27 protein-coding genes are annotated in these 26,143 nt (G+C 73.0%); 9 read left to right on the top strand and 18 right to left on the bottom strand.

Annotation, left to right across the window (positions count from 1 at the left end; all coding sequences use genetic code 11):
• Positions 1–22 precede the first annotated feature (22 nt).
• Complete coding sequence (locus ACZCAH_RS09725) at positions 23–946, top strand: HAD family hydrolase (protein WP_464340888.1); 924 nt, start codon at positions 23–25, stop codon at positions 944–946.
• A gap of 58 nt (positions 947–1,004) precedes the next feature.
• Here ACZCAH_RS09725 and ACZCAH_RS09720 read toward each other — a convergent pair whose 3' ends face one another.
• The 6 genes from ACZCAH_RS09720 to sucC form a co-directional block, all read right to left on the bottom strand.
• Positions 1,005–1,847 carry a hypothetical protein gene (locus ACZCAH_RS09720; RefSeq protein ID WP_464340887.1) on the bottom strand — a complete coding sequence of 281 codons (843 nt, stop codon included), beginning with the start codon at positions 1,845–1,847 and terminating at the stop codon, positions 1,005–1,007.
• Positions 1,848–1,933: 86 nt separating this feature from the next.
• Complete coding sequence (locus ACZCAH_RS09715) at positions 1,934–2,815, bottom strand: C40 family peptidase (RefSeq protein ID WP_464340886.1); 882 nt, start codon at positions 2,813–2,815, stop codon at positions 1,934–1,936.
• Between the two features lie 188 nt (positions 2,816–3,003).
• Positions 3,004–3,723 (bottom strand): metal-dependent transcriptional regulator, encoded by a 720-nt coding sequence (locus tag ACZCAH_RS09710; RefSeq protein ID WP_464340885.1) that lies wholly within the window; start codon positions 3,721–3,723, stop codon positions 3,004–3,006.
• Positions 3,724–3,849: 126 nt separating this feature from the next.
• Positions 3,850–4,764: a lysostaphin resistance A-like protein gene (locus ACZCAH_RS09705; protein WP_464340884.1), complete on the bottom strand. Its 915-nt coding sequence runs from the start codon at positions 4,762–4,764 to the stop codon at positions 3,850–3,852.
• A gap of 177 nt (positions 4,765–4,941) precedes the next feature.
• Complete coding sequence (sucD, locus tag ACZCAH_RS09700; protein WP_464340883.1) at positions 4,942–5,832, bottom strand: succinate--CoA ligase subunit alpha; 891 nt, start codon at positions 5,830–5,832, stop codon at positions 4,942–4,944.
• 12 nt (positions 5,833–5,844) lie between these two features.
• Positions 5,845–7,011: an ADP-forming succinate--CoA ligase subunit beta gene (gene sucC, locus ACZCAH_RS09695; RefSeq protein ID WP_464340882.1), complete on the bottom strand. Its 1,167-nt coding sequence runs from the start codon at positions 7,009–7,011 to the stop codon at positions 5,845–5,847.
• Positions 7,012–7,209: 198 nt separating this feature from the next.
• On the opposite strand from sucC, the gene ACZCAH_RS09690 reads away from it, so the two are divergent.
• From ACZCAH_RS09690 to ACZCAH_RS09680, 3 genes are all read left to right on the top strand, one after another.
• On the top strand, positions 7,210–7,467 hold the full coding sequence (locus ACZCAH_RS09690) for a hypothetical protein (protein ID WP_464340881.1): 258 nt from the start codon (positions 7,210–7,212) through the stop codon (positions 7,465–7,467).
• Complete coding sequence (locus ACZCAH_RS09685; RefSeq protein ID WP_464340880.1) at positions 7,467–7,898, top strand: hypothetical protein; 432 nt, start codon at positions 7,467–7,469, stop codon at positions 7,896–7,898. Before ACZCAH_RS09690 ends, ACZCAH_RS09685 begins: the two co-directional genes overlap by 1 nt.
• Positions 7,899–8,051: 153 nt before the next feature.
• Entirely contained in the window at positions 8,052–10,877 is a 2,826-nt protein-coding gene (locus ACZCAH_RS09680; RefSeq protein WP_464340879.1) for a multicopper oxidase domain-containing protein, read from the top strand.
• Between the two features lie 27 nt (positions 10,878–10,904).
• Here the strand turns inward: ACZCAH_RS09680 and pcrA are convergent, their stop codons facing one another.
• Together pcrA and ACZCAH_RS09670 are read right to left on the bottom strand one after the other, a co-directional pair.
• A complete protein-coding gene (gene pcrA, locus ACZCAH_RS09675; RefSeq protein WP_464340878.1) occupies positions 10,905–13,517 on the bottom strand; it encodes a DNA helicase PcrA in 2,613 nt (870 codons plus the stop codon).
• Between the two features lie 24 nt (positions 13,518–13,541).
• Positions 13,542–13,877 (bottom strand): hypothetical protein, encoded by a 336-nt coding sequence (locus tag ACZCAH_RS09670; RefSeq protein ID WP_464340877.1) that lies wholly within the window; start codon positions 13,875–13,877, stop codon positions 13,542–13,544.
• Between the two features lie 61 nt (positions 13,878–13,938).
• On the opposite strand from ACZCAH_RS09670, the gene ACZCAH_RS09665 reads away from it, so the two are divergent.
• Entirely contained in the window at positions 13,939–15,036 is a 1,098-nt protein-coding gene (locus tag ACZCAH_RS09665) for a lysylphosphatidylglycerol synthase domain-containing protein (RefSeq protein WP_464340876.1), read from the top strand.
• On the opposite strand, the gene ACZCAH_RS09660 is transcribed toward ACZCAH_RS09665, so the two are convergent.
• The 3 genes from ACZCAH_RS09660 to ACZCAH_RS09650 are packed head-to-tail and all read right to left on the bottom strand — an operon-like array spanning position 15,003 to position 16,668.
• Positions 15,003–15,494, bottom strand: a complete 492-nt coding sequence (locus ACZCAH_RS09660; RefSeq protein WP_464340875.1) for a hypothetical protein — start codon at positions 15,492–15,494, stop codon at positions 15,003–15,005. The two genes, ACZCAH_RS09665 and ACZCAH_RS09660, sit on opposite strands and share 34 nt — an antisense overlap.
• Before the next feature lie 29 nt (positions 15,495–15,523).
• Positions 15,524–16,462 (bottom strand): alpha/beta hydrolase, encoded by a 939-nt coding sequence (locus tag ACZCAH_RS09655; RefSeq protein ID WP_464340874.1) that lies wholly within the window; start codon positions 16,460–16,462, stop codon positions 15,524–15,526.
• Positions 16,459–16,668 carry a BldC family transcriptional regulator gene (locus tag ACZCAH_RS09650; RefSeq protein ID WP_329747230.1) on the bottom strand — a complete coding sequence of 70 codons (210 nt, stop codon included), beginning with the start codon at positions 16,666–16,668 and terminating at the stop codon, positions 16,459–16,461. The genes ACZCAH_RS09655 and ACZCAH_RS09650 overlap by 4 nt, the downstream gene beginning before the upstream one ends.
• 257 nt (positions 16,669–16,925) lie before the next feature.
• On the opposite strand from ACZCAH_RS09650, the gene ACZCAH_RS09645 reads away from it, so the two are divergent.
• A complete protein-coding gene (locus tag ACZCAH_RS09645; protein ID WP_464340873.1) occupies positions 16,926–17,129 on the top strand; it encodes a DUF3073 domain-containing protein in 204 nt (67 codons plus the stop codon).
• Between the two features lie 107 nt (positions 17,130–17,236).
• On the opposite strand, the gene purM is transcribed toward ACZCAH_RS09645, so the two are convergent.
• The 7 genes from purM to ACZCAH_RS09610 form a co-directional block, all read right to left on the bottom strand.
• Positions 17,237–18,391 carry a phosphoribosylformylglycinamidine cyclo-ligase gene (purM, locus tag ACZCAH_RS09640; RefSeq protein WP_464340872.1) on the bottom strand — a complete coding sequence of 385 codons (1,155 nt, stop codon included), beginning with the start codon at positions 18,389–18,391 and terminating at the stop codon, positions 17,237–17,239.
• Positions 18,388–19,851: an amidophosphoribosyltransferase gene (gene purF / locus ACZCAH_RS09635; protein ID WP_464340871.1), complete on the bottom strand. Its 1,464-nt coding sequence runs from the start codon at positions 19,849–19,851 to the stop codon at positions 18,388–18,390. The genes purM and purF overlap by 4 nt, the downstream gene beginning before the upstream one ends.
• A 27-nt stretch (positions 19,852–19,878) precedes the next feature.
• Positions 19,879–20,292 (bottom strand): hypothetical protein, encoded by a 414-nt coding sequence (locus ACZCAH_RS09630; protein ID WP_464340870.1) that lies wholly within the window; start codon positions 20,290–20,292, stop codon positions 19,879–19,881.
• Positions 20,289–21,059 carry a copper homeostasis protein CutC gene (locus ACZCAH_RS09625; RefSeq protein WP_464340869.1) on the bottom strand — a complete coding sequence of 257 codons (771 nt, stop codon included), beginning with the start codon at positions 21,057–21,059 and terminating at the stop codon, positions 20,289–20,291. Before ACZCAH_RS09625 ends, ACZCAH_RS09630 begins: the two co-directional genes overlap by 4 nt.
• Entirely contained in the window at positions 21,056–21,451 is a 396-nt protein-coding gene (locus ACZCAH_RS09620; RefSeq protein ID WP_464340868.1) for a sterol carrier family protein, read from the bottom strand. Before ACZCAH_RS09620 ends, ACZCAH_RS09625 begins: the two co-directional genes overlap by 4 nt.
• On the bottom strand, positions 21,448–22,734 hold the full coding sequence (locus ACZCAH_RS09615) for an adenylosuccinate synthase (RefSeq protein ID WP_464340867.1): 1,287 nt from the start codon (positions 22,732–22,734) through the stop codon (positions 21,448–21,450). The genes ACZCAH_RS09620 and ACZCAH_RS09615 overlap by 4 nt, the downstream gene beginning before the upstream one ends.
• A gap of 70 nt (positions 22,735–22,804) precedes the next feature.
• Positions 22,805–23,230, bottom strand: a complete 426-nt coding sequence (locus ACZCAH_RS09610; RefSeq protein ID WP_464340866.1) for a DUF3151 domain-containing protein — start codon at positions 23,228–23,230, stop codon at positions 22,805–22,807.
• Positions 23,231–23,286: 56 nt separating this feature from the next.
• Between ACZCAH_RS09610 and ACZCAH_RS09605 the strand changes: the two genes are divergently transcribed.
• From ACZCAH_RS09605 to ACZCAH_RS09595, 3 genes are read left to right on the top strand one after another with little or no spacing between them, the layout of a single operon-like run.
• Entirely contained in the window at positions 23,287–24,924 is a 1,638-nt protein-coding gene (locus tag ACZCAH_RS09605; RefSeq protein ID WP_464340865.1) for a phosphotransferase, read from the top strand.
• 1 nt (position 24,925) lies between these two features.
• Positions 24,926–25,351 carry a D-aminoacyl-tRNA deacylase gene (gene dtd, locus ACZCAH_RS09600; RefSeq protein ID WP_464340864.1) on the top strand — a complete coding sequence of 142 codons (426 nt, stop codon included), beginning with the start codon at positions 24,926–24,928 and terminating at the stop codon, positions 25,349–25,351.
• A gap of 15 nt (positions 25,352–25,366) precedes the next feature.
• Positions 25,367–26,113, top strand: a complete 747-nt coding sequence (locus ACZCAH_RS09595) for a phosphoglyceromutase (RefSeq protein ID WP_464340863.1) — start codon at positions 25,367–25,369, stop codon at positions 26,111–26,113.
• Positions 26,114–26,143: the final 30 nt, after the last annotated feature.

Genomic DNA, 26,143 nt, shown 5'->3' with positions numbered 1-26,143 from the left:
GCCGAGACCGTCCAGGAGCGCCGTGTCCCTTTCCGCCCCGTCGTCCGTCCCCGCAGCGCCCCCCGGCGCGGGAGCCCCCGTCGGCGCCCGCGAGCGGTCGGAGCCTCGCGAGACTCCCGCACTGCGCCGTCGCGCCGCCTTCCTCGACTTCGACGGGACGCTCGCCCGGCACGGCGTCGTACCCCGCACCCAGGCCGAGGCGGTGCTGGCCGCCCGGGCGGCCGGACATGCGGTGTTGCTGTCGACGGGGCGCCCGGGATCGATCGTCGCGGAGGACGTCGCCGCACTCTTCGACGGCTGGATCACCTCCGCCGGAGCTCACGTGCGGATCGGCGCGGAGCTGCTGCGCGATGAGCGTCTGCCCCCGGAGGTCACCGCGCGGGCGGTCCACGTGCTCGAGGCGCACGGCGCAGCCTTCGTGCTCGAGGCCCCCGAAGCCCTGTGGTGCACCGAGCGGTCCGCGCACCAGCTGCGCGAGCGTCCCCGCCGCTCGGTGGTCCCCGCCGAGGGGGATCGCGGCCGCGGCACCGCGGACCTCCTCGCCGCGGTGAGGACCACCGATCGCCTCGCGGAGGTGCCGGCCGCGAAGATCACCGTCTGGAGCTCGCCCGTGCCGATCGAGGCCCTCGCGGAGGAGATCGGCCCCGAGCTCGGGGCGCTGCCCAACTCCATCTCCCCGGACGGCCTCGGCTCGGGCGAGCTGCATCTCGCAGGGGTGGACAAGGCCCAGGGCCTGCTCCTCCTCGCCGAGCACCTCGGGGTGCCCGTCGCCGACACGATCGCGATCGGCGACGGGATGAACGACCTGGGCATGCTCCGCGCCGCCGGCACGGGGGTCGCCATCCGGGGGTCGCGCGCCGAGGTCCTCGCCGCTGCGGATCTCGAAGTGCCGCCTCCGGCCGAGCACGGCGTGCTCGCCGCCTTCGAGCGGCTCGGCCTGCTCTGATCCGCCGACGGGCGGCAGTGATCCGCTGGCGGGCGGCTCCGGCCTCCCGCCGCGCCCCTCAGCTGCGGTGGCGCAGACCCAGCAGGACCAGCCCGGCGGCGGCCAGCAGGGCGCCCACGCCGAGCAGGATCACCGCCGAGGGCCCCACCTCCGCCGCGAAGCGCTCCTGGAACGCCTGCACGATCGACCCCAGGACGGCGGCCTGGTCGATCTGGTCGGGGACGACCTGCTCTATCCGCTGCGCCAGGAACCAGTCGCCGAGCCCGGCGGCGATCCCGCCGAGCCCGGCGAGGACCAGCAGGATCCGGCGATGCGCGCCGAGCAGCAGGGCGAGGGCGGCGAGCACCAGGGCGATCGGCCCGAGCCGGTGCGCCCAGGGGTCGAGCACCTCGGCTCGGGAGAGCAACGGTACGTCCGGGACGGTGAACAGGGTGATGGTGAGGTCCTCGGGGCGGGGCACGCTCACGAAGGGCACCGCGTCCTCCACGGCGGTGAGCATCTCATCGGCCAAGGGCGCGAGGTCGACGTCGACGGGGCTCCCGCCGGGGGTGAACAGGGCCCCGTGGAGCTGGACCATCGCCTCGTCCCAGACGGCTTGGTAGCCGCCGGTTCCGGTGAGTCTCGCGGCCTGCTCCTCGAGGGTCGGCCGGATCGAGTCCGCGAGCCAGCCGGGCACCCTCTCGTTCCCGAGCACCTCCTCGACGGCGGAGTCGGAGAGCTCGCGCTGCAGCTCCGGATCGGAGCCGAGCGGCTTCGCGATCGCCAGGAAGCCCTCCTGGTCCACGACGTTCTCCTCGAGCCAGACGGCGGGGAGCCACGCCGCCCCCAGCACCGTCGCGACGAGCAGCAGCACCGTGGCGAGGAGGTCGCGGACGGGATCGAGAGCGCGTGAGGTCGGCACCGCTCCACGGTACCCGGCCCTCTCCCGGGAACGGGAGCGGCCCCGCCTCCCGGTGGGGAGGCGGGGCCGGAACGGCGCGGGAGCGATCAGCCGACGCGGATGAAGGTCCAGTCGCCGGAGTAGATCTTGCGCTCGGAGGTGTCCACGCGGGAGTTGCCGGCGTCGACGAACTGGTTGCCGCCGGCGTAGATGCCGATGTGGCCGGGCTTGTAGACCAGGTCGCCGGGGCGAGCCTCGGAGCGGGGGATGACGGTCCCGGCGGCGGCCTGCGCGCCCGCAGTGCGGGGGAGGTTGATGCCGTGCTGGGCGTAGACCCACTGCACGAAGCCGGAGCAGTCCCAGCCCGAGGGCGAGGAGCCGCCGTAGACGTAGGGGGTGCCGATGCCGGAGCGGGCGGTGGCGAGGACCGAGCTGCCCTTCGCGGCAGAAGCCGGAGCCTCGCTCTGCTCCTCGTCCTCGGAGGACCCCTCGTCGGAGGACTCCTCGTCGGAGGAGGACTCATCGGAGTCGGACTCGTCCGCGTCGGAGGACTCCTCACGGCTCTCGCGCTCGGTGGAGCGGTCCGCGGACTCGTCCTCGTCGCGGGACTCGGTCTCCTCCGAGGTGCCCTCCTGCTCGTCCTGGTCCTCCGCCGGGGTCTCCTCGACGACGGGCTCGGGCTCGGGCTCGGGCTCGGGCAGCTCGATGGAGATGGTCGCGGCAGGGGCGATCACGGTCGCGGCGCTCGCGGACGCCTCGGCGGCGGGGATGCCGACGGCGGGGGCGCTCACGGGGGTGAGCACGGCGGGGGCGGCGTCGGCCTGCGGGGCGGCGGGGGCCTCGGCGGCGGGATCCGCGGTCGCGGCGGCGGCACCGCCGAGCAGCATGGCGGCGGCCATCGCGGTCCCGGCGGCGGCGCGCCCGGCGCGCACGGCCGGGGTCACCGGGCGCATGGCACGGCGGTGGGTGTTCATCGCAGTCTTCGACACGTTCAGCTCCCTGCCCCTGGACCGTGGTCCTCGCGCTCTCGGCGTCTCGCTTTCCGATCCGGTGCGCGATGGGGCGTTCCGGGCGGGTCACCGTGAGTCCTGGTCCCGCGGTGCACCCCGAGACTAGGAGCTGAGCGGGCTTCGGGACAGCTCGACCGAAAGGTTCTGGGGAGAGCTTGACGGAGCCTTTACCGAGCGGTCGGCAGGCTGACGTGGAGCTGTCCGGCGACTACCTCGGTGACCGCGACCTCTCCCCCTTCGGGGCCGCGCAGCACGAGGGTGGAGGCGAGTCGCTCGACCTCGAGGTCCGCTCCGGGGATCATGCCCTGACGTGCGAGTTCGCCGAGCAGTGCGACGTCGGACTGCACCCGCTCGCCGATCCGCTCGAGGCGCACGGCACGGGTCTCGCCGTCGGCGACCACCTCCACGAGCTCCGAGACGGCGGGGGCGGAGTCTTTACCCTCGAGGGTGAGCACGGTCTCGTCGATCCCGAGGGCCGCGAGGCCCGGGATCGGGTTGCCGTAGGGATCGACGTAGGGCGGCCGGATCTGCGCGGCGATGCGCTGCTCGACCTCGAGGCTCATCACGTGCTCCCAGCGACACGCCTCCTCGTGGACGTGCGGGTAGTCGAGCCCGATGACGTCCAGCAGGTGACGCTCGGCGAGGCGGTGCTTCCGCATGACGTCGGTCGCGATCTCCTCGCCCTGCCGGGTGAGCCGGATGCGGCGCTGGTCGTCGAGATGCAGCAGACCGTCGCGCTCCATGCGGGCGACCGTCTGCGAGACCGTGGGGCCGGAGTGGCCGAGGCGCTCCGCGATCCGCGCCCGCATCGGCGCGACCCCCGCCTCGTGGAGCTCGAACACCGTCTTCAGGTACATCTCGGTGGTGTCGATGAGATCTCCGGACACAGGCCCTCCTCGGTCGGCGCGACTGGCGTCGTCCAGCTTATCCGCCCGGCTGACGGGCGGGGCCCCGTTCGCGGGCGGCGGAGCGGTCACGGCCCGACCCGTCCCGACCCATCCCGCCCATCCCAATCAGACGAGCAGATCGACGAGGTGCAGGAGCACAGCGAAGCCGTTGAGGAGCAGGTGCGCGAGGACGCACACCCAGAGCCGTCGCCAGCGCCGCCACATCAGGCCCAGCGCGATCCCGGTGGTCCCCTGCATGGCCAGGGACTGCGCCGTGCTCGCCCACAGCGACCCATCGCCATGGCTGGGGACGTGCATCAGGGCGAAGAGGATCGCGGTGAGCAGCAGCCCGGTCCCGGAGCCGACGAGCGCCTCGAGGCGGGTCTGCAGCAGGCGTCGGTACAGGATTTCCTCGCCGAAGCCGGCGGTGATCGCGGTGGCCGTCGCGGCGATCAGCAGCAGGGCGAGCGGCGGCCAGCTCGAGGGTCCTCCCGAGGAGAAGGGTCCGACGGTGGAAAGCACGCCGAGCGCCAGCGCGGGCAGAACGATCAGCCACCGGCGCACCTCGGGGCGTCCGATCGCGATCGACGACCCACGGCGCCGGGCGGACAGCGCGAGAATCGTCATCGGCACGACGAGGAACATCACGGCCTTGAGCAGCACGTAGTCCTCGTCGGTGGGCAGCAGCGGCACCAGCAGCGGGAAGCCGCAGGCGAGGATCACCAGCATCGCGGTCTCGGCGCGCAGGGCGCGGGGCCGGCGCACACCCACCTCCGCGTCGCCGCGGCCGCGCGGCAGCAGCAGGGTGAGCGCGATCGCGAGCAGAGCGGGCACGATCAGCAGCGGCACCGGCATCGGGGCGTAGCCCGGATCGCGGGAGAAGACGACGCCCTCGGGGTTCAGCCCGATCGTCACGCCGATCGCGAGGACGAACAGCGAGATAAGGGCGCCGACGACGGCGGGCCGGTCGGCGGGGGCCGGGCGAGCGGCGCGGGCATCCGGAGGGCGGGGCGCGGAAGAGCCGGCGTCAGCGGGGGTCACGTCCTCATCCTCCTCGAGCGCTCCCCCGCCGGACCCCCTACGTCGGGCGACGATCGGCACTCCTCCCCGATCGCGGACGGGCTCCGGACGACGCAGCGCCCCGAACCCGCTCGGGGTCCGGGGCGCTGTGCTGCCGCAGGCGCTCAGGAGCGCGTGACGCTCCCGCTCAGAAGGGGGTCAGGAAAGGCCCTTGATGATCTCGCGCATGAGGTCGGCGGTCTCGGTGGGGGTCTTGCCCACCTTGACGCCGGCGGCCTCGAGGGCCTCCTTCTTCGCCTGCGCGGTGCCGGCGGACCCGGAGACGATCGCGCCGGCGTGGCCCATGGTCTTGCCCTCGGGGGCGGTGAAGCCCGCGACGTAGCCGACGACGGGCTTGGTCATGTTGTCCTTGATGTACGCGGCGGCACGCTCCTCGGCGTCGCCGCCGATCTCGCCGATCATCACGACGCCCACGGTATCCGGGTCCTTCTCGAACGCCTCGAGGGCGTCGATGTGGGTGGTGCCGATGACCGGGTCGCCGCCGATGCCGATGGCGGTGGTGAAGCCGATGTCGGCCAGCTCGTACATCATCTGGTAGGTCAGGGTGCCAGACTTGGAGACCAGGCCCAGCTTGCCCGCACCGGTGATGTTCGCCGGGGTGATGCCGGCGTTGGACTTCCCGGGGCTGATCAGGCCCGGGCAGTTCGGGCCGATGATGCGTGTGGTGCCCTTCGACTGGGCGTAGTTGAAGAACTCGGCGGAGTCCTTGACCGGGATGCCCTCGGTGATGACCACCAGGAGCGGCATCGCCGCATCGATCGCCTCGAGCGCCGCATCCTTCGCGAACTTCGGCGGCACGAAGACCACCGAGACGTTCGCGCCGGTGGCCTCCATGGCCTCCTTCACGGTGCCGAAGACGGGCACCTCGTGGCCGCCCTCGAAGGAGACGGACTGCCCGGCCTTGCGCGGGTTCACGCCGCCGACGATCTGGGTGCCGGAGTCGAGCATGCGCTGGGAGTGCTTCATGCCCTCCGAGCCCGTCATGCCCTGGACGATGACCTTGCTGTTCTCATCAAGGAAGATAGACATGTCGGGTGCTGCTCACTTTCCTGCGGCGGCCGCGGCGACCTTCGCGGCACCGCCGTCCATGGTGTCGGCCTGGGTGACGAGGGGGTGCGCGAAGTCGGCGAGGATCTTGCGACCCTCCTCGACGTTGTTGCCGTCGAGGCGCACGACGAGCGGCTTGGTGGCGGCGTCGCCGAGCTTCTGCAGGGCGCCGACGATGCCGTTGGCGACCGCGTCGCAGGCGGTGATGCCGCCGAAGACGTTCACGAACACCGCGGTGACCTGCTCGTCGCCGAGGATGACGTCGAGGCCGTTGGCCATCACCTCGGCGCTCGCGCCGCCGCCGATGTCGAGGAAGTTGGCGGGCTTCACCCCGTGCGCCTCGCCGGCGTAGGCGACGACGTCGAGGGTGGACATGACCAGGCCCGCACCGTTGCCGATGATGCCGACCTCGCCGTCGAGCTTGACGTAGTTGAGGTCGAGGGCCTTGGCCTTCGCCTCCAGCGGGTCCTCGGTCTTGGTGTCGACCAGGGCCGCGTGATCCTCGTGGCGGAACTCCGCGTTGTCGTCGAGGGTGACCTTGCCGTCGAGGGCCACGATCTCCCCGGCGCCGGTCTTGACCAGCGGGTTGACCTCGACCAGGGTCGCGTCCTCCTCGCGGTAGACGTCCCACAGCTTCTGCAGCACGGGGGCGACCTTGGCGCCGGTCTCGGCGTCGAAGCGCGCGGCCTCGACGATCTCCTGCGCCTTCGCCGCGTCGATGCCCACGTTCGGGTCCACGGCCACGCGGGCCAGGGCCTCGGGTCGCTCGACGGCGAGCTGCTCGATCTCCATGCCGCCCTCGACGGAGCACATGGCGAGGTAGTTGCGGTTCGCGCGGTCCAGCAGCAGCGAAAAGTAGTACTCCTCGGCGATGTCCGCCCCGGCGGCGACCATGACGCGGTGCACGGTGTGGCCCTTGATGTCCATGCCGAGGATCTCGGCGGCCTTCTGCTCCGCCTCCTCGGGGGACTTCGCGATCTTCACGCCGCCGGCCTTGCCGCGGCCTCCGGTCTTCACCTGCGCCTTGACGACGACGACCGGGGTGCCGAGCTGCTCGGCGGCAGCCTTGGCAGTGGCCGGATCCTCCGCGACGACTCCTCCGAGCACGGGCACGCCGTGCTTCTCGAAGAGATCGCGGGCCTGGTACTCAAACAGGTCCACGGGGTGCATTCCTCTCGATGTCGGCAGCGGGCGGCAGGCCGCCTTCGGCCTCGATGCCGCCCCTGGGAACACGGCCAGCCTAACGCGCTCGGGCCCTGCGGACCGCCGCCCGGAGCAGTGTGCGCGGAGTCTCACGTCGCGATCAGGAATGCGCCTTCCGTCCGCGCGGCGTCCAGGTGGCGCCGCTACCATGCCGGGATGAGCCGACGCTCCCGCAGCCTCCTGGGGCGCATCAAGGACCACCTCGTCATCAGCGTGGTCACCATCGGCGTGCTCTTCATCGTGCTGCGCATGGCGGGTCTGCGCTCGACCTTCGCGAGCTTCATGCTCTCGCTGCTGATCACCATCGGCCTGAACGTCGGGCTCTCCTACTACGCCGACTACCGTGCTCGTCGGCCCCGCTCCCCCGCTCCTCGGGGAGGCGGCGACATCCGCTGGCGCGAGGAGGACCGCTGATGTCCGACTGGAAGACCTACGCGAAGGCGGCGCGGAACACCGCCCGCAAGCAGGGGCCCGACGTCGCCGGCTACGTGCGCGCCGCCGGGAAGGCCCTCGAGGCCGGCGCCGGCGAGGAGCGGCCGCGCACCGCACGCGAGGAGCGGCCCCTCGGGGAGCGGCTCCAGAAGGACGCCGCCGCCTACTACACCGTCGCCGAGCGGCGGGTGAAGCGGGCGAACCTGATCCCCCGCCTGCTGCGGGCCGTCCGCGACGCCGTGCTGATCGGCGCCTCGCTGCTCGCGATCTGGGCGGTGCTCGCCGCGGCGGGGATCCCGATCCCCTTCACCGGGGTGGTCATCGCGGTGCTCGTGATCATGGTGCTCTCCGCCGGCGTGTCCGTCTTCTCCGCGCGACGTCGCGACGCCGACGACGGCACCGGCAGAGGCTGAGGCCGCCCCGGGCGCGCCACGGGACCCTCGCCCACGGGACCTTCGCCGACCGGAGCGCGAGCGCCCGGGCCTAGCCTGGAGCGGCCCTGTTCCGCCCCTGCCCGGACCGCCGCCGCCGCGGCGACCTCCTCCTGCCCCGAGGTGCTCCCGACCGTGCCGTCCTCCCCCGCCGCTCCCCGTCGTCCCGCAGGTCCCGCCGCCGGGCGCGGCGCCTGGCATCGCCGCGCCTCCCGCCCCGTGCTCCTGTGGATGCTCGCCCTCGTCCTCGTGGTGATCGGGCACCAGTGGGTGCCGCAGGCGCGCTGGCTGATGGTCCACATGGTCACGCTGGGGCTGATCACCACGTCGATCATGATCTGGGGGCAGCACGTCGCGGAGGCGCTGCTGAAGACCCGTCTGGCCGAGGAGACGCGGGGCAGGCAGCTCGCCCGGCTGCGCCTGCTGACCGTCGGCGTGATGCTGACGATCGCGGGGATGCTGCCGGAGTGGCCGTGGCTCGTGGTCTTCGGCGCGCTGGCCGTCTCCGCGGCGCTGCTCTGGTACGCCGCGGCGCTCGGGGCCCAGATCCAGGCGGCCCTGGCCCCTCGCTTCGCCGCCACGGTCCGCACCTACGTCGCAGCGGCGTGCCTGCTGCCCGTCGGTGCCGTGCTCGGCGCGGTGATGGCCTTCAGCCCGGGCGAGCCCTGGCAGGGCCGGCTGCTGCTCGCCCATCAGGTCGTGAACGTACTGGGCTTCGTGGGGCTCACGGTCACGGGGACGCTGCTGACGCTGTGGCCGACCGTGCTGCGCACGCGCCTCCCGGTCGACGCGGCGCAGCGCGCCTCGGGCGGGCTGCTGGGGATGCTGCTCGCGGTCCTTCTCGCGGTCGCCGGGGCGCTGACGGGCTCGACCCTGATCGGCTGCGCCGCGCTCCTCGGCTATCTCGGCTCGTTCGCGGCCGTCGCGATGACCCTGGTGCGGGTCGCCGTGCAGGGTGCGCGCCAGGATCACCGGGTGCCGCCGGCGCTGTTCCCGATCCTGTCGATCGCCGCCGGGATGGGCTGGTTCGTCGTCGCGACGACGGGACTGCTGATGATGTGGTGGCGGTCGGCCGATGCGCAGATGGTGACGTCGCTCGTCGCCGCCGACGTCCAGCAGCTCACCGTCCCGTTCGTCGCCGGCTTCCTGCTGCAGGTGCTGTTCGGTGCGATGAGCCATCTGCTGCCGGTGACCCTGGGCGGCGGTCCCCGGGCGACGTCGGCGGGTCTCGCCGTGATGAGCCGCGGAGCCGTGCTGCGCGTGGTCGCCTACAACCTGGTCGTCGCCCTGTTCGTGCTCGCCGAGGCGGGCACCGCCGGGTCCGGGGCGCTGTTCTCCGCGCTCACGCTCGGCACGGCGGAGGTCTCGGGCTTCGGCTCGCTCTCCCGCGTGATCCTCTCCCTGCTCGGCCTCGCGATGCTGCTGGCGTTCGTGGTGCTGATGGTGCTCGCCGTCCGGGAGAACCGGCGCCACCGTGGCGCCGTGCCCGTGTCCTTGGAGTCCCCGACGTCGCATCCCCCCGCTCCCGCCGTCGAGCAGCTCACTCCCCGCCTGGAGCGACGCGCGCTCACCGGGGCGCTGCTGGGCCTCGGCTCGGTGCTCGGGGCCACCGCGCTCGGCGGTTCCCTCGACCGTGCCCAGGGCTCCCTCCCGTCCTCGGCGGGTGCGGGCGTCGGAACCACCACGGCGGTGTCGCCCACCGGGGAGACGACCACGATCGCGGTGTCGATGGCCGAGATGCGCTTCGTTCCCGACCGGCTCGACGTCCCCGTCGGGAACACCCTGGTGATCGAACTGAGCAACGACGACCCCCACGACGTGCACGACCTCGTCCTCGCCACCGGCGCCTCGTCCGGCCGCCTGCAGCCGGGCGCGTCGACCGTCCTCGACGGCGGGGTGGTCACCCACGATCTGGAGGGCTGGTGCTCGATCGTCGGCCACCGCGCGATGGGCATGACCCTCACCGTCGTCGCGACCGGTGCGTCTCCGGGAGCGACCGAGGGCGATGCGGCCCACGGCACCGGCTCCGGTGCCGACGAGCTGGCCCGCGTGCCCGCCGACATGACCGCCGCGCCCGGATCGGGCTACACGACGCGCGATGCGCGTCTCCCCGCGCCCCCGGTCACTCCGCAGCGGCTCACGCTCGAGGTCACCGAGGTCGCCGCCGAGATCGCTCCCGGGGTCACCCTGGACGCGATGACGTACGACGGCACCGTCGTCGGGCCCGTGCTGCGCTCCGAGCTCGGAGCCCGGCTCACCGTCGACCTCGTCAACAACGGGTCGATGGGGCACTCCCTCGACCTGCACGCCGGTCGCGTCGCGCCTGATCCGGTGATGCGGACGATCCCGCCGGGCGAGCGGCTCGAGTACTCGATCACCACCGACCATGCCGGGATCTGGCTCTACCACTGCTCCACCATGCCGATGTCGGTGCACCTCGCCGCCGGGATGATCGGGGCGCTCGTGGTCCCGCCGCCGGAGCTCGCCGCCGCCGACCGCGAGTACGTGCTGGTCCAGTCGGAGCACTATCTCGTCCCGGCCGGCGCAGCGGGCTCCGAGTCGGCGATGCACGAGGGCGCCCTGCCGGTCAGCCCCGCGAAGATCGCCGCCGAGAAGCCCGACCTCACCGTGTTCAACGGCCACGCCACCCAGTACGTCCATGCCCCGCTCGAGGCCCGGGTGGGTGAGCGGGTGCGACTCTGGGTGCTCGCCGCGGGCCCTTCGCGCGGGATCTCCTTCCACGTGGTGGGCGGCGTTTTCGACACCGTCTTCAAGGAGGGCGCCTACCTGCTGCGCCCCGAGGACGGCAGCGGCGGCGGGGCGCAGGCGCTCGACCTCGCCGCCGCTCAGGGCGGTTTCGTGGAGCTGGTCTTCGACGAGCCGGGCACCTACACCGCCGTGAACCACTCCTTCGTGGAGATGGAGCGCGGGGCGCGGGCGCTGATCCGCGTCACCGCCTGAGCCGCGGGCCGGGCGGCGCGAGGGGGCTCAGAGCTTGGTGATCGGCGCGTAGCGCAGCAGCAGGCGCTTGGTGCCGTGCGGGGCCTTGAACTGCACTTCGACCTGGGTCTTGTCGCCCTGACCGGCGACCTCCGTCACCGTGCCCATCCCGAAGGAGTCGTGGGTGACCCGGTCCCCCGGCGCGAGCTGCGGCAGCGAGGCGGCCGGGGTGGGCTTGCGCCCCGACCCGAGGCTCGGCCGCTTCACATCGGAGCGACCGCCGCCGATCCCGCCGCTGAACGAGGGGCCCCGTCGGCCACCCCCGCCGTAGCCGCCGGAGGAGGACCCGCCGTAGCCGCCGGAGGAGTAACCGGCGCCGCTCAGGGTCGAGCCGGCGCGGGCCACGTCGAGGGTCTCCTCAGGCACCTCGTCGAGGAAGCGGCTGGCGGGCATGAACTGCGCTTGTCCCCAGGTGGCGCGCATCTGCGCCCGGGTCAGGTACAGCTTCTCGCGCGCCCGGGTGATGCCCACGTAGGCGAGGCGCCGCTCCTCCTCGAGCTCATCGGGATCCGAGAGGGTGCGGTTGTGCGGGAAGGTGCCGTCTTCCATGCCGGTCAGGAACACCACCGGGAACTCGAGGCCCTTCGCGGTGTGCAGGGTCATGAGGGTGACGAACTGGTCCTCGGCACCGGGCAGCTGGTCTGCATCGGCGACCAGCGAGACCTTCTCCAGGAAGCGGTCCAGCAGCGAGGCGGCGGGGTCTGCAGAGATGCCGTCCTCCTCCTCGAGCTCGCTCGCGATCGCCGCCTCCGCCTCGACCTGGGCCTCGAACTCGGCGGCGACGGAGAGCAGTTCGGCGAGGTTCTCCAGGCGCGACTCGTCCTGGGGGTCGTCGCTGCCCTGCAGCTCGGCGTAGTAGCCGGAGCGGGTCAACACGGCCTCGAGCAGCTCGGCGGGGCCGTCGCCCCGCTCAGCCTGGGCCTGGAGGTCCTCGAGCATCGCTACGAACACCCGCACGGCGTTCAGCGAGCGGGTCGCGATCCCGGGGGCCTCCTCGGCGCGGCGCAGCGCCTCGCCGAAGCCGATCCGCTCCCGCTCGGCGAGCATCGCGATCGCGGCCTCGGCCCGGTCCCCGATGCCGCGCTTGGGGACGTTGAGGATGCGGCGGAGGTTGATCTCGTCGGCCGGGTTGCCCAGCACCTGCAGGTAGGCGACGGCGTCCTTGATCTCGCGGCGCTCGTAGAAGCGGGTGCCGCCGACCACCCGGTAGGGCAGGCCCACGCGGATCAGCTGGTCCTCGAGCGCGCGGGACTGGGCGTTGGCGCGGTAGAAGATCGCCACGTCCCCGGCGGTGCGGCCGTCGTCGACGAGCGCGTCGATCTGCCGACCGATGTAGCGGGCCTCCGACTGCTCGTCGTCCGCGACGTAGAGCGTGATCTTCTCGCCCGAGCCCTGGTCGGTCCACAGATTCTTCTCGCGGCGGCCCTGGTTGCCGGAGATCAGCGCGTTGGCGGCGCTGAGGATGTTCTGCGTCGAGCGGTAGTTCTGCTCCAGCACGATCGTGCGCGCGGACGGGAAGTCCTGCTCGAACTCGATGATGTTGCGGATGGTCGCGCCGCGGAAGGCGTAGATCGACTGGTCGGAGTCGCCCACCACGGTGAGGGAGGCGTGCGGGTCGTCGCCGACCAGTTCGCGCACCAGCTGGTACTGGGCCGTGTTGGTGTCCTGGTACTCGTCGACCATGAGGTGGCGGAAGCGACGCCGGTAGCCCTCGCGGATCGCGGGGTTCTCGCGCAGCAGCGTGACCGTCAGCCCGATCAGGTCGTCGAAGTCGACGGCGTTCGCCTGGCGCAGGCGCTCGGTGTAGTTCGTGTAGATCCGCGAGAGGGTCTGGTCGAAGCCGTCCTTCGAGAGCTCGGCGCGGTCCGCGAAGTCGATCGGGTCCACGAGGTCGTTCTTCAGCGACGAGATCCGCGAGGCGATCATCCGCGGGGCGTGCTTCTTGGTGTCGAGCTCGAGGTCCTTGGCGATCGTGGTGATCAGCCGGAGGGAATCCGCGCTGTCGTAGATCGTGAAGGAGCTCTTCAGGCCCGCGGCCGCGGCGTCGCGCCGCAGGATCCGCACGCAGGCGCTGTGGAAGGTCGAGACCCACATGCTGCGGGCGATCGGGCCGACGAGCTCCTCGACCCGCTCGCGCATCTCGGCGGCCGCCTTGTTCGTGAAGGTGATCGCGAGGATCTCCCCCGGCAGCGCTTCGCGGGTGCGCAGCAGGTGGGCGATGCGCCGGGTGAGCACGCGGGTCTTGCCCGAGCCGGCGCCCGCGACGATCAGCAGCGGGCTCCCCCGGTGCTCGACCGCCTCGCGCTGGGCGGGGTTGAGATCGTCGACGAGGCCCGCGAGGTCCCCGGCGGGCGCTGCGGCGCGCGCGAGCGCCGGGGCGAGCACGGGCGACGGGGGCAGCTCAGCGTATGGGGGCTCGTCCTCCTCCGGCGGAGCGTCCTCCTCCGGGGGCGCCTCCTCCTCGTGGGGCGGGATCTCCTCGTCGAGCGGCGGCTCCGCCCCGACGGCAGGCGCTCCACCGCCGGACGGGGGCGCGACCTCCACGCCGTCCAGGCGGCGGAAGGCGTCGGGCAGGGAGAGATCGTCGAAGAGGGAATTCATGAGGACCTCAGGATAGAGCGAGGGTCAGACGAGCACGGCGACGAACACGTTGACGATGATCGCCAGCGGGATGCTGAACCACACGGCCGACGGGGTCTGCTCGCGGCGGCGGTTCGCGATGTAGGCCAGGACGGCGGCGGCGATCCCGACCAGGAGCTTGATGCCGAGCTTGAGGTGGTTCGGGTCGCCGAGCACGGAGACCAGCGCGGCGAGGATGATCCCGAGCACCAGGGCCCCGGCGATCGCGTGGGCCATGCCCGGGTTCGGGGTGCGGGTGCGGGCGGCCGCGACCCAGGTGCCGAGGCCGACGGCCCAGCAGATCAGATGGAGGGCGACGAGGACGGAGAGGAGGATCGACATGCGTCCAGATTACGGTCCGCCACCTGGGAGGACCCGCTCCGGACCGTGCGAGAATCGCCGCATGTCCGCGGCCGACGACCCTGCTCCCGAGACCCCGGCTCCCTTCCTCGCGGAGCTCGCCGAGGAGTTCGAGACCCCGACCCCTCCCCGGGTCTCCCCCGCCCGTGCGGTCGCGGCCGCGCTGTCCGTGCTGCTGGTGCTCGCGATGCTGGCCTGGGCGCTGCCCTGGGCGACCGGCGCCACCTGGCCGCTGATCCTCGAGGCCCTCACCACGATGCCCGCCTGGGCGCTGCCGGCGATGCTCGTCCTGGGCGCCGCGGCGCTCGTGCTCGAGGCCGTCACCGTGCGCACGGCCGTGGCCGGGTCCCGGCTGGGGGCGGTCGTGCCGGCGCATGCCGCGGCGACCGGACTCGGTCTCGCCCTCCCCGGGGGGACCGTCCTGGGCCTCGGGCTGCTGGGCTGGCTGCTGCGCCGGACCGGAGTCGCCGTCGGCGCGATCCTCACGGGGATCCTCGCCGCCTCCCTCGTGGACCTCGTGGTCTCCTCGATCCTCGTCCCCCTGCTGGGTCTCGGCGCCTACGCCCTCTCGGCGACGGCGCTGCCCCTGCCGGGCGGGATCTGGGCGGCGGTCCTCGCCGTGGCGGGGAGCGTCCTCGCCCTGGCCCTGACCGGCCTCGGCCTGCGCCGCAGAGTGCTCGCGGCGGTGCTCGAGCGCCTCGCCCAGCTGGGTGACGCGATCCCCACCGAGGGCGTCCTCGCCCAGCGGGACGCCCTCGTGGACCTGCTGCGGCGGCGGCCCCTCGCCCTCGCCCTGCCCACGCTCGCCGCACGTATCGCGCAGTGGACGGCACTGCTCCTCGCCCTGCGTGCCGCCGGCGTGGAGGTGCCGCTGCTGCTGACCATCGCCCTCTTCGCCCTCGGCCGCGTGCTCGCACTCGTCCCGCTGACGCCGGGCGGGGCGGGGATCACCGAGACCGTCGGCGCGGCGGCGCTCGTCGGGCTCGGGGTGGTCGCGGCGGACGCCGCCGCGGCGATGCTGCTGCTGGCCATCGTGACCCTCGTGGTGCCGCTGGTCGGCGGCGGGATCGCGATCGCGGCCGCGATGGCCCGCTCCTCGGGGCCTGCTCAGCCCTCGTCGTCCCCGTCCCGCTCGTCGTAGTCCGGGGTGTCGATCCCGAGCGTGTGCGAGGGATGGGCGGGGAGCACCGCCGCGGACTCGGTCGCGAGCGGATAGCCGCCGATGCTCGCTCCCTCCCGGGTGCCGATGAACTCGGCCACCTCGTCCACGTGCCGGTGCGCGTCGTCGCCGCGGCCCAGGAAGCCCGCCCCCGCGTAGCCGCCGAGGCGTCGGCCGCTGACCCGCTCCTCGGCGAGGGCGGCCCGCTCGAGCCGGCCCGCCGCGCCGCGCAGGCCGCTGCTGAGGCGCCCCAGCTCCGCGTACTCCTGCCCGGTCCAGCGGTCCAGCAGGTCCTCGCCGAAGCGCCGGGTCGGGGCGTCCTCCGAGCGGGAGAGCTCTCCGAGGGAGTTCGCCAGGCGCAGGCGGAGCAGGGTGAGGCGGTCCGCCGCCCGACGCATCTTCTGCGCCTGGGAGCGCAGATCACGCACTGGTGCGGGCATCCCGTCCCTCCTCACCGCCGGGGTCGCGCTCATCGTAGCGGGAGGTGGTCCAGCCAGTCGTCCAGGATGCGCAGGGCACGGGCGCGGGCGTCCGCGTCGGAGAGGAAGACGTCGTGCCGGGCCCCGTCGACCGGCTCGATGCGCACCCGCGGCCCGAGGCGGCGTGCGGCGGCCGCGAGGGAGCGGACGTCGAGCACGGTGTCGGCGCGGCGCATCGGCTCGGAGAAGCGGCGCGCGATGCGGGTGCGCCGCGAGTGCAGGACCAGGATCGGGAGGGCCAGGGGCCCGGCGGCGCGCAGTCGGTGCTGCCCGTCGAGCACGGCGGCGAGGGTCGCGGCGGGGAACGGGTGGCCTCCCGGCGGCTTCATCACGAGGTCGTAGTCGTACAGACCGCCGTGCTCGCGGTGCGTGGTGCGGGCGTAGTGCGAGGCGCCGACGGGCAGGATCGGCCGGCGGCGCAGTCGCCCCGCGAGCGCCCGCACGGGGGCCTCCGCGAGGAGCCGCGTGGCCGGTCCGAGGTGCATCTCGAGCCAGGGAGAGTTCAGGGCGAGGGCCCGGACGGTGCCGGGGCGGCGCTGCGCCCACAGAGCGGCGGTGAGCCCCCCGGTGGAGTGGGCCAGCAGGATCGGCGGGCGGTCGCGGCCGATGATCCGCAGCGCGCGGTCGATCTCCTCGTCGTAGCGGCTGAGATGGTCGACCTCGGTCGCGGTCTGGCCCTCCAGCAGGGCGCGGCCGTGCTTGCGCAGGTCCAGGCCCCAGACATCGAGGCCGCGGGAGCCGAGGTGCTCCATCAGCTCCCGGTCGAAGACGTAGTCGGACCAGCCGTGCAGGAGCAGGATCGGGGGGAGCTGGTCCGCTCCCTCGCGCTCGCGGTGCACCAGCACCGCGACGACAGGGCCCTCGTCATCGGGGGCGAGGTCGAGCTCTCGGCGCGTGTATCCGGCGCCGAGGACCCGATCCGGGATCACTCGGTGCGGGAGGTGGAGCGCAGCATGTCCACCACCTCGTGGCGGTGGTAGCGGCGGTGCCCACCGAGGGTGCGCATGTAGGAGAGCTTCCCGGCCTGGGCCCAACGGGTGACCGTCTTCGGGTCGACGTGGAACATCTTCGCGACCTCGGCAGGAGTGAGCAGCTCCTCCGGAGCGTCGTCGCGCTCCGTGGTTCCGTTCGACATGTCTCGGGCCCTCCTGCGTGGCAGATGGATGGGGAGAGTACCGCCCGGGGTACGGCGGCTCATGGAGTCCAGGGTACCGTTCACCGGAAGACGGCACGCAATCCCTTTCACGACGAGTCACAAGGGATCTCCAGCACTCCGGGGCCGCGGGGGTTCGCCGGATCCTGGTACCGCCATGTACTCTTGGGTTCCGAATCAATGCCATCTTCCGGGTCGATCAGAACACCCGGGCAGCAGACGCACAGGGGGTCAGATCCATGGGTCGCGGCCGACAGAAAGCCAAGCACACGAAGGTGGCACGGGACCTCAAGTACTACAGCCCCCCGACGGATCTCACCGCCCTGCAGCGCGAGCTTCAGTCCCAGCGCGGCGAGTCCACCACCCCCGCCGAGAGCGACGAGTGGACCGAGGACAGCGATGAGTGGGCCGAGGAGGACGCCCCCTCCGCCCATCGCCGCTGAGGCTGTCCGGCGATCGCCGGCACCGTGACGACTGTCGAGGGCCGACCCATCGGGTCGGCCCTCGCATCGTCTCAGGTCGTCTCCGCTGACGGCCCCGGTCGGTCCGGTCAGACCCAGCCGGGGTGCTGGCCGACGAGCTGCACCGAACCGCCCTCGACGCCCTTGGCGCCGGTCACGATGCGCTCGAGCTCCCGGGAGGGGGCGCCCAGGCCGTCCGCCGCCAGCACCTCACCGATCGCCCGGGCGCCGAGCCCGCGCTCGGCGAGGAGGGCGAGCACCGCGTCGGCCTGCTCGGGGGCGACCACGGCCACCATCCCGAGTCCCATGTTGAGGGTGCCCTCGAGGTCCGTCTGTGGGACCGATCCCCACGCGGCGACCTGGGAGAAGATGGCGCCGGGGGTCCAGCTCGCGCGATCCAGCCGGGCCCCGAGGCCGACGGGCATCACCCGGGCGAGGTTCGCGGCGAGGCCGCCGCCGGTGACATGGCTGAGCGCGTGGACCGCTCCGCGGGTGCTCTCCGCGCGCAGCACGGCGAGGACGTCGGCGGCGTAGATCCGGGTGGGCTCCAGCAGCTCCTCCCCGAGGGTCCGGCCGAGGTCCTCGACGTGCGCGGCGAGGTCGAGGCCATGCGCCGCCACGACGGCGCGCACCAGGGAGTAGCCGTTCGAGTGCAGTCCCGAGGCGTCCATCCCGATCACGACGTCGCCCGCTCGGACCCGCTCGGGCCCGAGGAGGTCCTCGGCGTCGACCACGCCGACGGCCGCGCCGGCCACGTCGTAGTCCTCGGGCGCCATCAGGCCGGGGTGCTCCGCGGTCTCGCCGCCGACGAGGGCGCAACCGGCCAGCTGGCAGCCCTCGGCGATGCCGCGCACGATGTCCGCGATCCGCTCGGGGACCACGGCGCCGCAGGCGATGTAGTCGGTCATGGCGAGCGGCTCCGCGCCGACCACCACGATGTCGTCGACCACCATGCCCACGAGGTCCCGACCGATGGTGTCGTGCACGTCGAGGGCGCGGGCGATCGCGATCTTGGTGCCCACGCCGTCGGTCGAAGACGCCAGCAGGGGGCGGCGGTACTCCTTGAGCGCGCTGACGTCGACGAGCCCGGCGAAGGCGCCGATCCCCCCGAGGACCTGCGGTCCGTGCGTCGCGGAGACCGCGGACTTCATCAGCTCGACGGCGCGGTCGCCCGCGGCGGTGTCGACGCCGGCGGCGGCGTAGGTGAGCGCCGGACCGGGCTCGGTGGGCTGGGTGATGTTCATGCGTCCTTCCCGACGAGGATGCCCTGGGCCGAGGCGACCGGATCGGGCAGGGCGACCGGGTAGGACCCGGAGAAGCAGGCCGTGCACAGGGACTCGCGCTCCTGTCCGGTGGCGGCGATCATCCCCTCCTCGGAGATGTAGCCGAGGGAGTCGGCGCCGATGGAGCGGGCGATCTCCGCGGTGTCCAGGCCGTTGGCGATGAGCTCGGCCCGCGAGGCGAAGTCGATGCCGTAGAAGCAGGGCCAGCGCACGGGCGGCGAGGAGATCCGCACGTGGACCTCCGCGGCTCCGGCCTCCCGCAGCATCCGCACCACGGCCCGCTGGGTGTTGCCGCGCACGATCGAGTCGTCGATCACCACCAGGCGTTTGCCGGCGATGACCTCCTTGAGCGGGTTGAGCTTGAGCCGGATGCCGAGCTGGCGGATCGTCTGGCTGGGCTGGATGAAGGTGCGGCCGACATAGGCGTTCTTCACCATCCCCTGGCCGTAGGGGATGCCCGCCTCCTGGGCGTAGCCGATCGCCGCGGGGGTGCCGGACTCGGGGGTCGGGATCACCAGGTCCGCGTCGACGGGATGTTCGCGGGCGAGGCGCCGGCCCATCTCGGCCCGGGACTCGTTGACGCTGCGGCCCGCGATGCGGGTGTCGGGCCGGGCGAGGTACACGTACTCGAAGACGCAGCCCTTGGGCTGGGCCGGCAGCACCTGCTCGCTGCGCAGTCCCCGCTCATCGATGACGATCATCTCGCCGGGGGCGACTTCGCGCACGAAACTCGCGCCGCAGATGTCCAGCGCCGCGGTCTCGGAAGCGACCACCCAGCCGCGCTCGAGCCGTCCGAGGACCAACGGGCGGATCCCCTGCGGGTCGCGGGCGGCGTAGAGCGTGGTCTCGTCCATGACGGTGAAGCAGTAGGCGCCCCGCAGCCGCGGCAGGACCTCGCGCAGCGCGTCCTCGAGAGGACCCTCGGTGTTCAGCAGGGCGGTCACCAGGGCGGTGTCGGTGGTGTTGCCGCGGGCTATCTCGCCGCGGCGCTGCTCGCCGTGCCGCTCGTTGACCAGCTCGAGCAGCTCGTCGGTGTTGACGAGGTTCCCGTTGTGGGCGAGCGCGACGGTGCCCACGGGCCGCGGGCCGAGGGTGGGCTGGGCGTTGGACCACACGGAGCCGCCGGTGGTCGAGTAGCGCGTGTGCCCGATCGCGATGTGGCCCTGCAGCGTCTCGAGCGAGGCCTCGTCGAAGACCTGCGAGACCAGGCCCATGTCCTTGTAGACCAGGATCTGCGAGCCGTCGGAGGTCGCGATGCCCGCCGACTCCTGCCCCCGGTGCTGCAGCGCGTACAGCCCGTAGTAGGTCAGCTTCGAGACGTCCTCGCCGGGGGCGAAGACGCCGAAGACACCGCAGGAGTCCTGCGGCCCCTTCTCCCCGGGGAGCAGGTCATGGGAGAGATTTCCGTCGCCGCGTGCCACCGGCACATTCTGACACAGGGGCGCGGTTCAGGATCTCGGCGTCCGCGGGCCCCGGTGGCGGAGCGCATCGATCAGCGCGGCGATCGCGGCGAGCGGGACGCCGACGAACATGATCGCCAGCAGGATCAGGTTCAGGACCGAGGGCAGGTCCGGCAGTCCGAGGAACGGCGAGGCCAGGAGCGCGCCGACGGCGGGCACCGCGAGGCAGATCGCGACCCACAGCCCGAGGGCGGGGGTGCGTCCGCGGCGCACGAACACCGCGGTGCCGGTCTCCGTCGCGTCCGTCGGCTCGGCACCGTCGGGCGACGTCGGCCGCCCGGCGGGCGCGGCCTCCGGGGTCGCGGTGTCCGGGGCCTCCCTCTCGGCGGGCGCGGTCTGCGGCGTCGTTGTTCCCGCGGTGGTCTGCGGGTCCTGCGCGGTGGGGTCGTCCTGGGTGTTCACAGCACTCCTGCGGCCTCGACCGCGGCGGTCGCCACGGCCGGATCGGTGGTGGAGGAGCCGGCGGTGCGTGCGGAGAGGTGCACGGAGCCGACGCCGGTGGCGCGCACGAGGGGGACGACGTCCGCGGGACGCACCCCTCCCCCGGCGCAGATCTCGAGCAGGTCCTCGGCGGCCTCGACCATGAGCGCGAGGTCCGCCGCGCCGTCGAGGGCGCGCGCCGCGCCGCCGGAGCTCAGCACCCGGTGGATGCCGAGGCCGAGCAGCGTGGTGACCGCCTCCGCGCGCGCTGCGGCGTCCGGCAGGACGTCGACGGCCCGGTGGCAGGTGAGGGTCACGCCGCGGGCGGCGGACTGGGCGGCGCGCAGCGCCCCGTCGCGGATCGTCTCGAGGCCGGGGACGTCGAGGGCGCCCTCCGGGGTCAGCGCGCCGATCACGACGCCCGCGGCGCCCGCGGCGACGGCCTCGGCGGCCTGCTCGGTCATGAGCTCGATCTCCTCGTCGGAGTAGACGAACTCCGCGGGGCGCTCCAGGAAGTCACCCTCCCCGGCGCGGCAGCGGATCAGCACGTGCACGTCGAAGTGGGGCTTCGCGTCCCGGGCCGAGACCAGGGCGGCGGCCCGCTCGACGCAGGAGCGGACCAGCTCGGGCGGCGGGGTGACCCCGCCGCGGTCGAGGTCGGCGCACAGCTCGACGCGGTCCGCTCCGGCCGCTGCGGCGGTCTCGAGCCCGGCCAGGTCCTGGACCGCGATCTCTACGGCGATGCTCATGACTCCTCCGGGGTGCGGACGGCGCGGCGTGCCCCGGGCAGCGGCAGCATCTCGGAGAGGTCGCTGCGCTCCCCGCTCGCGCGGACGCGGCCGTCGGCGACCGCGTCCGCCCAGGTCACGGAACCGGTCGCGAGACCCAACCAGGTCTGCGCGTCGGTCTCCACGACCGCGGGCGGGGTGCCTCGGGTGTGCCGGGTGCCAGCGATCGCCTGCACCGCGGCGAAAGGCGGGACGCGCACCTCGACGGCCCCGCCGGGGTACTCCTCGGCGAGGTCCTCCAGGGTCGAGCGGACGGCCGGGGCGAGCACGGTGCGCGGCGCGGCGCCGGGGTCGAGGGCCCAGGCCCGCAGCGCCGCCCGCCCGGTCCCGGGATCGGTGCGGCGGGGGCTCACGGCAGCAGGTCGTGGACCGCGATGGTGTCCGCCCGGTCGGGGCCGACGCCGATCGCGCTGATGCGGCAGCCGGCGAGCTCCTCGAGGCGGCGCACGTAGTTCTGTGCGTTCTCGGGCAGGTCCTCGAAGGTCCGCGCCTCGGAGAGGTCCTCGCTCCAGCCGGGCAGGGTCTCGTAGACGGGCACCGCATGGTGGAACTCGGTCTGGGTCATCGGCATCTCGCGGTGGATCACGCCGTCCACGTCGTAGCCGGTGCAGATCGGGACCTCGTCGATCCCGGTGAGCACGTCGAGCTTGGTGAGCACGATGTCGGTGAAGCCGTTGATGCGCACCGCGTGGCGGATCATCAGGGCGTCGTACCAGCCGCAGCGGCGGGGACGGCCGGTGTTCACGCCCACCTCGCCGCCGGTCTTCTGCAGGTACTCGCCCCACTTGTCCTCGAGCTCGGTGGGGAACGGACCGGCACCCACACGGGTGGTGTACGCCTTGACGATGCCGATCACCCGGTCGATCCGGGTGGGGCCGATGCCGGTGCCGGTCACGGCGCCGCCGGCGGTCGGGTTGGAGCTGGTCACGAAGGGATAGGTGCCGTGGTCGACATCCAGGAAGGTGGCCTGGCCGCCCTCCATCAGGACCACCTCGCCGCGGTCGAGGGCATCGCCGAGCAGCACGGTGGTGTCCACCACCATCGGGCGCAGGCGCTCCGCATAGGACAGCAGCCCGTCGACGACCTCGTCGACCTCGACGGCGCGCCGGTTGTAGAGCTTCACCAGCAGCTCGTTCTTCTGCCGCAGGGCGCCCTCGACCTTCTGGCGCAGGATCGACGCGTCGAAGAGGTCCTGGACGCGGATCCCGAGGCGGCCCACCTTGTCGATGTAGGCGGGCCCGATGCCGCGGCCGGTGGTGCCGATCGCGCGCTTGCCGAGGAAGCGCTCGGTCACCTTGTCGAGGGTCTGGTGATAGGGGGCGACGATGTGCGCATTGGCGCTGATGCGCAGGCGGGAGGTGTCCACGCCACGCGCCTCGAGCACTCCGATCTCCTCGAAGAGCGCCTCCAGGTTGACCACCACGCCGTTGCCGATCACCGGGGTGACCTGCGGGGACAGGATGCCTGCGGGAAGGAGCTTGAGCTCGAACTTCTCCCCCGCGACGACCACGGTGTGCCCGGCGTTGTTGCCGCCGTTGGGCTTGACGACGTAGTCGACGCGTTCTCCGAGCAGGTCGGTCGCCTTGCCCTTCCCCTCGTCGCCCCACTGGGCTCCGACGATCACGACGGCGGGCATGGCGACTCCTGGGGCGAGGGGTGGGGTGCGGGTGCAGGACCTCGGCGATCCTACCAAGCAGAGGCTGGGCTCAACGGAGCAGGGTCGGGTCCGCCTCGCGGACGAAGTCGGCGATCCGATCGGCCTCGACGGTGTCGCCGATGCGGGACGAGGCCTCGCCCAGCATCACCAGGGCGCGGAGGAAGCCCCGGTTGGGGGCGTGGGAGGCGGGGATCGGGCCCTGGCCGCGCCAGCCCGCCCGACGCAGCGCATCGAGTCCGCGGTGGTAGCCGGTGCGGGCGTAGGCGTACGCCTGGACGTCCTCGCCGTCGGCGAGCGCCTCCTCGGCCAGGGTCGCCCAGGCCAGCGGGGATTCGGGGTGCCGGGCGGCGACGTCGCGCGGCTCTGCGTCCTCGAGCTCGGCGGCGACCTCGACATCCACGAAGTCGTCGGGGAGCCGGGTCTCGGGGATCCCCAGGAGGTTGGTGCCGGTGAGGTTGTCGGTACGATCAGCCATGCACGCATCGTAGGCGCCGTCGCCTGACGATCCCTCGGACCGAACAGAAAAGACCTATGTCACGAACGCAGGACGGCTCGGAGCTCCTCACCGGGCCCGGAGCAGGAGGGCTGCTCCGCTCCGCCGTCGGGAACTCCGGCGGGGTGCTGCACAGCTGGCAGCTCGACCATGTCGATCACCGACCCGGTCGCAGCACCAAGGCCCTCTACCGCACCATGGTGTCGTGGCCCGAGCTCGACGGCCCGCAGGCCCCTGCCCGCGAGGAGCTCTTCGGAGCGAGCGCCCACATTGGCGAGCGCGAGAGGGACCTCTACGTCGCTGAGCAGACCCTGGTGATGACCGACGGCGACATCAACGTCCGGGTGTGGCGCTATCCCCACGACCCGTGGCTGCCGATGCTGCCGCAGGTCTGCTACCCCGATGTGGTCGGTCGGACCCTCGCCGGGCTCGGCGTGACCCTCGGCCCGGACCCGGCCGCCCCGATCGTCATCGACGTCGTCTCCTACCGGCCCGGTCGCCGCGCCGTGCTGCGCGCCGCGCAGGGAGGTCATGCGGTCTTCCTGAAGGTGATGCAGCCCCATCGCAGCGGCGAGATCGTGGATCGGCACGAGCGGCTGCTGGCCGCCGGGGTCCCCGTGCCGAAGGTGATCGCCCACCACGACGGTCTGGTGGTGCTCGAGGAGCTTCCCGGGCGCCCACTCGCCCGGGCCGTGATCGACGAGGGCGTGGACGCCTGCCGCGCCGAGGACCTGGTCGCCCTGCTGGACCGGCTGCCGGCCTCGATGTACCCGTTGCCGCTGCGCCCGCCGTGGACGGACTCGGTCGAGTTCTACGCCGGGATCGTCGCCTCCTCGCTGCCCTCGCTCGGGCCGCGCCTCGATGCCCTCGTGCGCACGATCCGCGACGGCCTCTCTGCCCTCGAGCAGCGCATGGACATGCGCCCGCACGACGTGGTGCACGGCGACTTCTACGAGGCGCAGGTGTTCGTGCAGGACGGTCGCGTGGTGGGGGTGCTCGACATCGACACCGTCGGCCCGGGCCGCCGTGCGGACGACCTCGCCTGCCTCCTGGCCCATCTCAGCGTCCTCGCCGACTACGGCAATGCGGGACGGATCGACCGTGCGATGCAGGAGCGGGTCGAGCTCGCGATCCGCACCTGGCACACCGTCTTCGCCGATCGCGTGGATCCCACCGAGCTCGCGCTGCGCTCGGCCGGCGTGGTGCTGTCGCTGGCCACCGGTCCGCATCGGCAGCAGGAGGCCGCGTGGGAGGCGGCGACCGAGGCGATCGTGCGCGTCGCCGAGGAGTGGGTCTCGGCCGCGCGCTCCGCCGAGACGGCCCGCCTCGCGCGGTCCGCTCCCTCGGCTCCGGTTCCGGCTCCGGTTCCCGCGACGCCGTCCGCGCCTGCCGTGCAGTCCGCACCCGTCCCGTGCGCCACCCAGTCCGCACCCGTCCCGTCCGCCACCCAGTCCGCACCGGTCCCATCGGCCGCGCCGCGCTCGGCCGGGCCGGAGGTCTCCGCGCCGCCTCGGCACTCCGCCCCCGCGCTGTCGGCCGGTCCCGTGCCGTCCGCCGGTCCCGTGCCGTCCGCCGGTCCGGTGCCGTCGGCCGCCCTGGACCCCGCCGGCCCCTCGGACGCCGACGACGACGCCCCCACGCAGGAGCGTCGCATCGGCTCGATCCTGCCCCGCTGACGTGCGCGCGGTGCTGCAGCGGGTCGACGGGGCCCGGGTCGAGGTCGACGGCGAGGTGGTCGGCGAGATCACCGGCGAGGGCCTGCTCGCCCTCGTCGGCGTGACCCACGACGACGGGCCCGAGCAGGTCGCCCTGATCGCCCGGAAGATCGCCGAGCTGCGGATCCTCTCGGGCGAGCGCTCGGTGCTCGACGCCGGGGCCTCCGTACTCGTCGTCTCGCAGTTCACGCTCTACGCCGACGTGCGCAAGGGCCGCCGCCCCTCCTGGAACGGCGCCGCCCCCGGCACGGTCGCCGAGCCCCTCGTCGAGCAGGTCGCAGATGCCCTCCGCGAGCGCGGGATCACGGTCGCGACCGGCCGCTTCGGGGCCCACATGCGGGTGGGTCTGACGGGGGACGGACCGGTGACGATCCTCCTCGAGGCCTGACGTACGCTGGGCGACATGACCTACACACTCGTGCTGCTCCGCCACGGCGAGAGCGACTGGAACGCCAAGAACCTCTTCACCGGATGGGTCGACGTGGCCCTCACCGAGAAGGGCCGCGAGGAGGCCGCCGGCGGAGGCCGCCTGCTGAAGGAGGCCGGAATCCTCCCCGATGTCGTGCACACCTCCCTGCAGCGCCGCGCGATCATGACCGCGAACCTCGCGCTCGACGCCGCCGACCGCCACTGGATCCCGGTGCGCCGCGACTGGCGCCTCAACGAGCGCCATTACGGGGCGCTGCAGGGCCTGGACAAGACCGAGATCCGCGAGAAGTACGGCGAGGAGCAGTTCATGGCCTGGCGCCGCTCCTACGACACCCCGCCGCCGGAGATCGAGTTCGGCTCCGAGTTCTCCCAGGACCAGGATCCGCAGTACGCGAACCTCGGCGACCAGCTGCCGAAGTCCGAGTGCCTCAAGGACGTCGTCGAGCGCTTCCTCCCCTACTGGGAGGAGGGCATCAAGCCCGATCTGATCGCGGGCAAGACCGTGCTGATCGCCGCCCACGGCAACTCGCTGCGCGCGCTCGTGAAGTACCTCGACGGCATCTCCGACGAGGAGATCTCGGGCCTGAACATCCCCACCGGCCAGCCGCTCGTGTACGAGCTGGACGAGGACTTCCAGCCCGTCGAGAAGGGCGGCCGCTACCTCGACCCGGTCGCCGCGAAGGCCGCCGCCGAGGCCGTCGCCAACCAGGGCAAGAAGTGAGCTGACCTGAGCCGACGAGGACGGCGCCCC

It is taken from the genome of Brachybacterium sp. B718/18, from assembly GCF_055454375.1.
This window is presented reverse-complemented; position numbering and strand designations above follow the sequence as displayed.

Coding starts and splice junctions, on each gene's coding strand:
- ACZCAH_RS09670 (WP_464340877.1), bottom strand. CDS start 13,877: ATGTCGATCCTCCTCTCCGTCCTCGTCGCCCTCCATCTGATCTGCTGG.
- sucD (WP_464340883.1), bottom strand. CDS start 5,832: ATGTCTATCTTCCTTGATGAGAACAGCAAGGTCATCGTCCAGGGCATG.
- ACZCAH_RS09610 (WP_464340866.1), bottom strand. CDS start 23,230: ATGGCTGATCGTACCGACAACCTCACCGGCACCAACCTCCTGGGGATC.
- ACZCAH_RS09605 (WP_464340865.1), top strand. CDS start 23,287: ATGTCACGAACGCAGGACGGCTCGGAGCTCCTCACCGGGCCCGGAGCA.
- ACZCAH_RS09665 (WP_464340876.1), top strand. CDS start 13,939: ATGTCCGCGGCCGACGACCCTGCTCCCGAGACCCCGGCTCCCTTCCTC.
- ACZCAH_RS09595 (WP_464340863.1), top strand. CDS start 25,367: ATGACCTACACACTCGTGCTGCTCCGCCACGGCGAGAGCGACTGGAAC.
- ACZCAH_RS09625 (WP_464340869.1), bottom strand. CDS start 21,059: ATGAGCATCGCCGTAGAGATCGCGGTCCAGGACCTGGCCGGGCTCGAG.
- pcrA (WP_464340878.1), bottom strand. CDS start 13,517: ATGAATTCCCTCTTCGACGATCTCTCCCTGCCCGACGCCTTCCGCCGC.
- ACZCAH_RS09690 (WP_464340881.1), top strand. CDS start 7,210: ATGAGCCGACGCTCCCGCAGCCTCCTGGGGCGCATCAAGGACCACCTC.
- ACZCAH_RS09650 (WP_329747230.1), bottom strand. CDS start 16,668: ATGTCGAACGGAACCACGGAGCGCGACGACGCTCCGGAGGAGCTGCTC.
- ACZCAH_RS09645 (WP_464340873.1), top strand. CDS start 16,926: ATGGGTCGCGGCCGACAGAAAGCCAAGCACACGAAGGTGGCACGGGAC.
- ACZCAH_RS09660 (WP_464340875.1), bottom strand. CDS start 15,494: ATGCCCGCACCAGTGCGTGATCTGCGCTCCCAGGCGCAGAAGATGCGT.
- purM (WP_464340872.1), bottom strand. CDS start 18,391: ATGAACATCACCCAGCCCACCGAGCCCGGTCCGGCGCTCACCTACGCC.
- ACZCAH_RS09685 (WP_464340880.1), top strand. CDS start 7,467: ATGTCCGACTGGAAGACCTACGCGAAGGCGGCGCGGAACACCGCCCGC.
- ACZCAH_RS09615 (WP_464340867.1), bottom strand. CDS start 22,734: ATGCCCGCCGTCGTGATCGTCGGAGCCCAGTGGGGCGACGAGGGGAAG.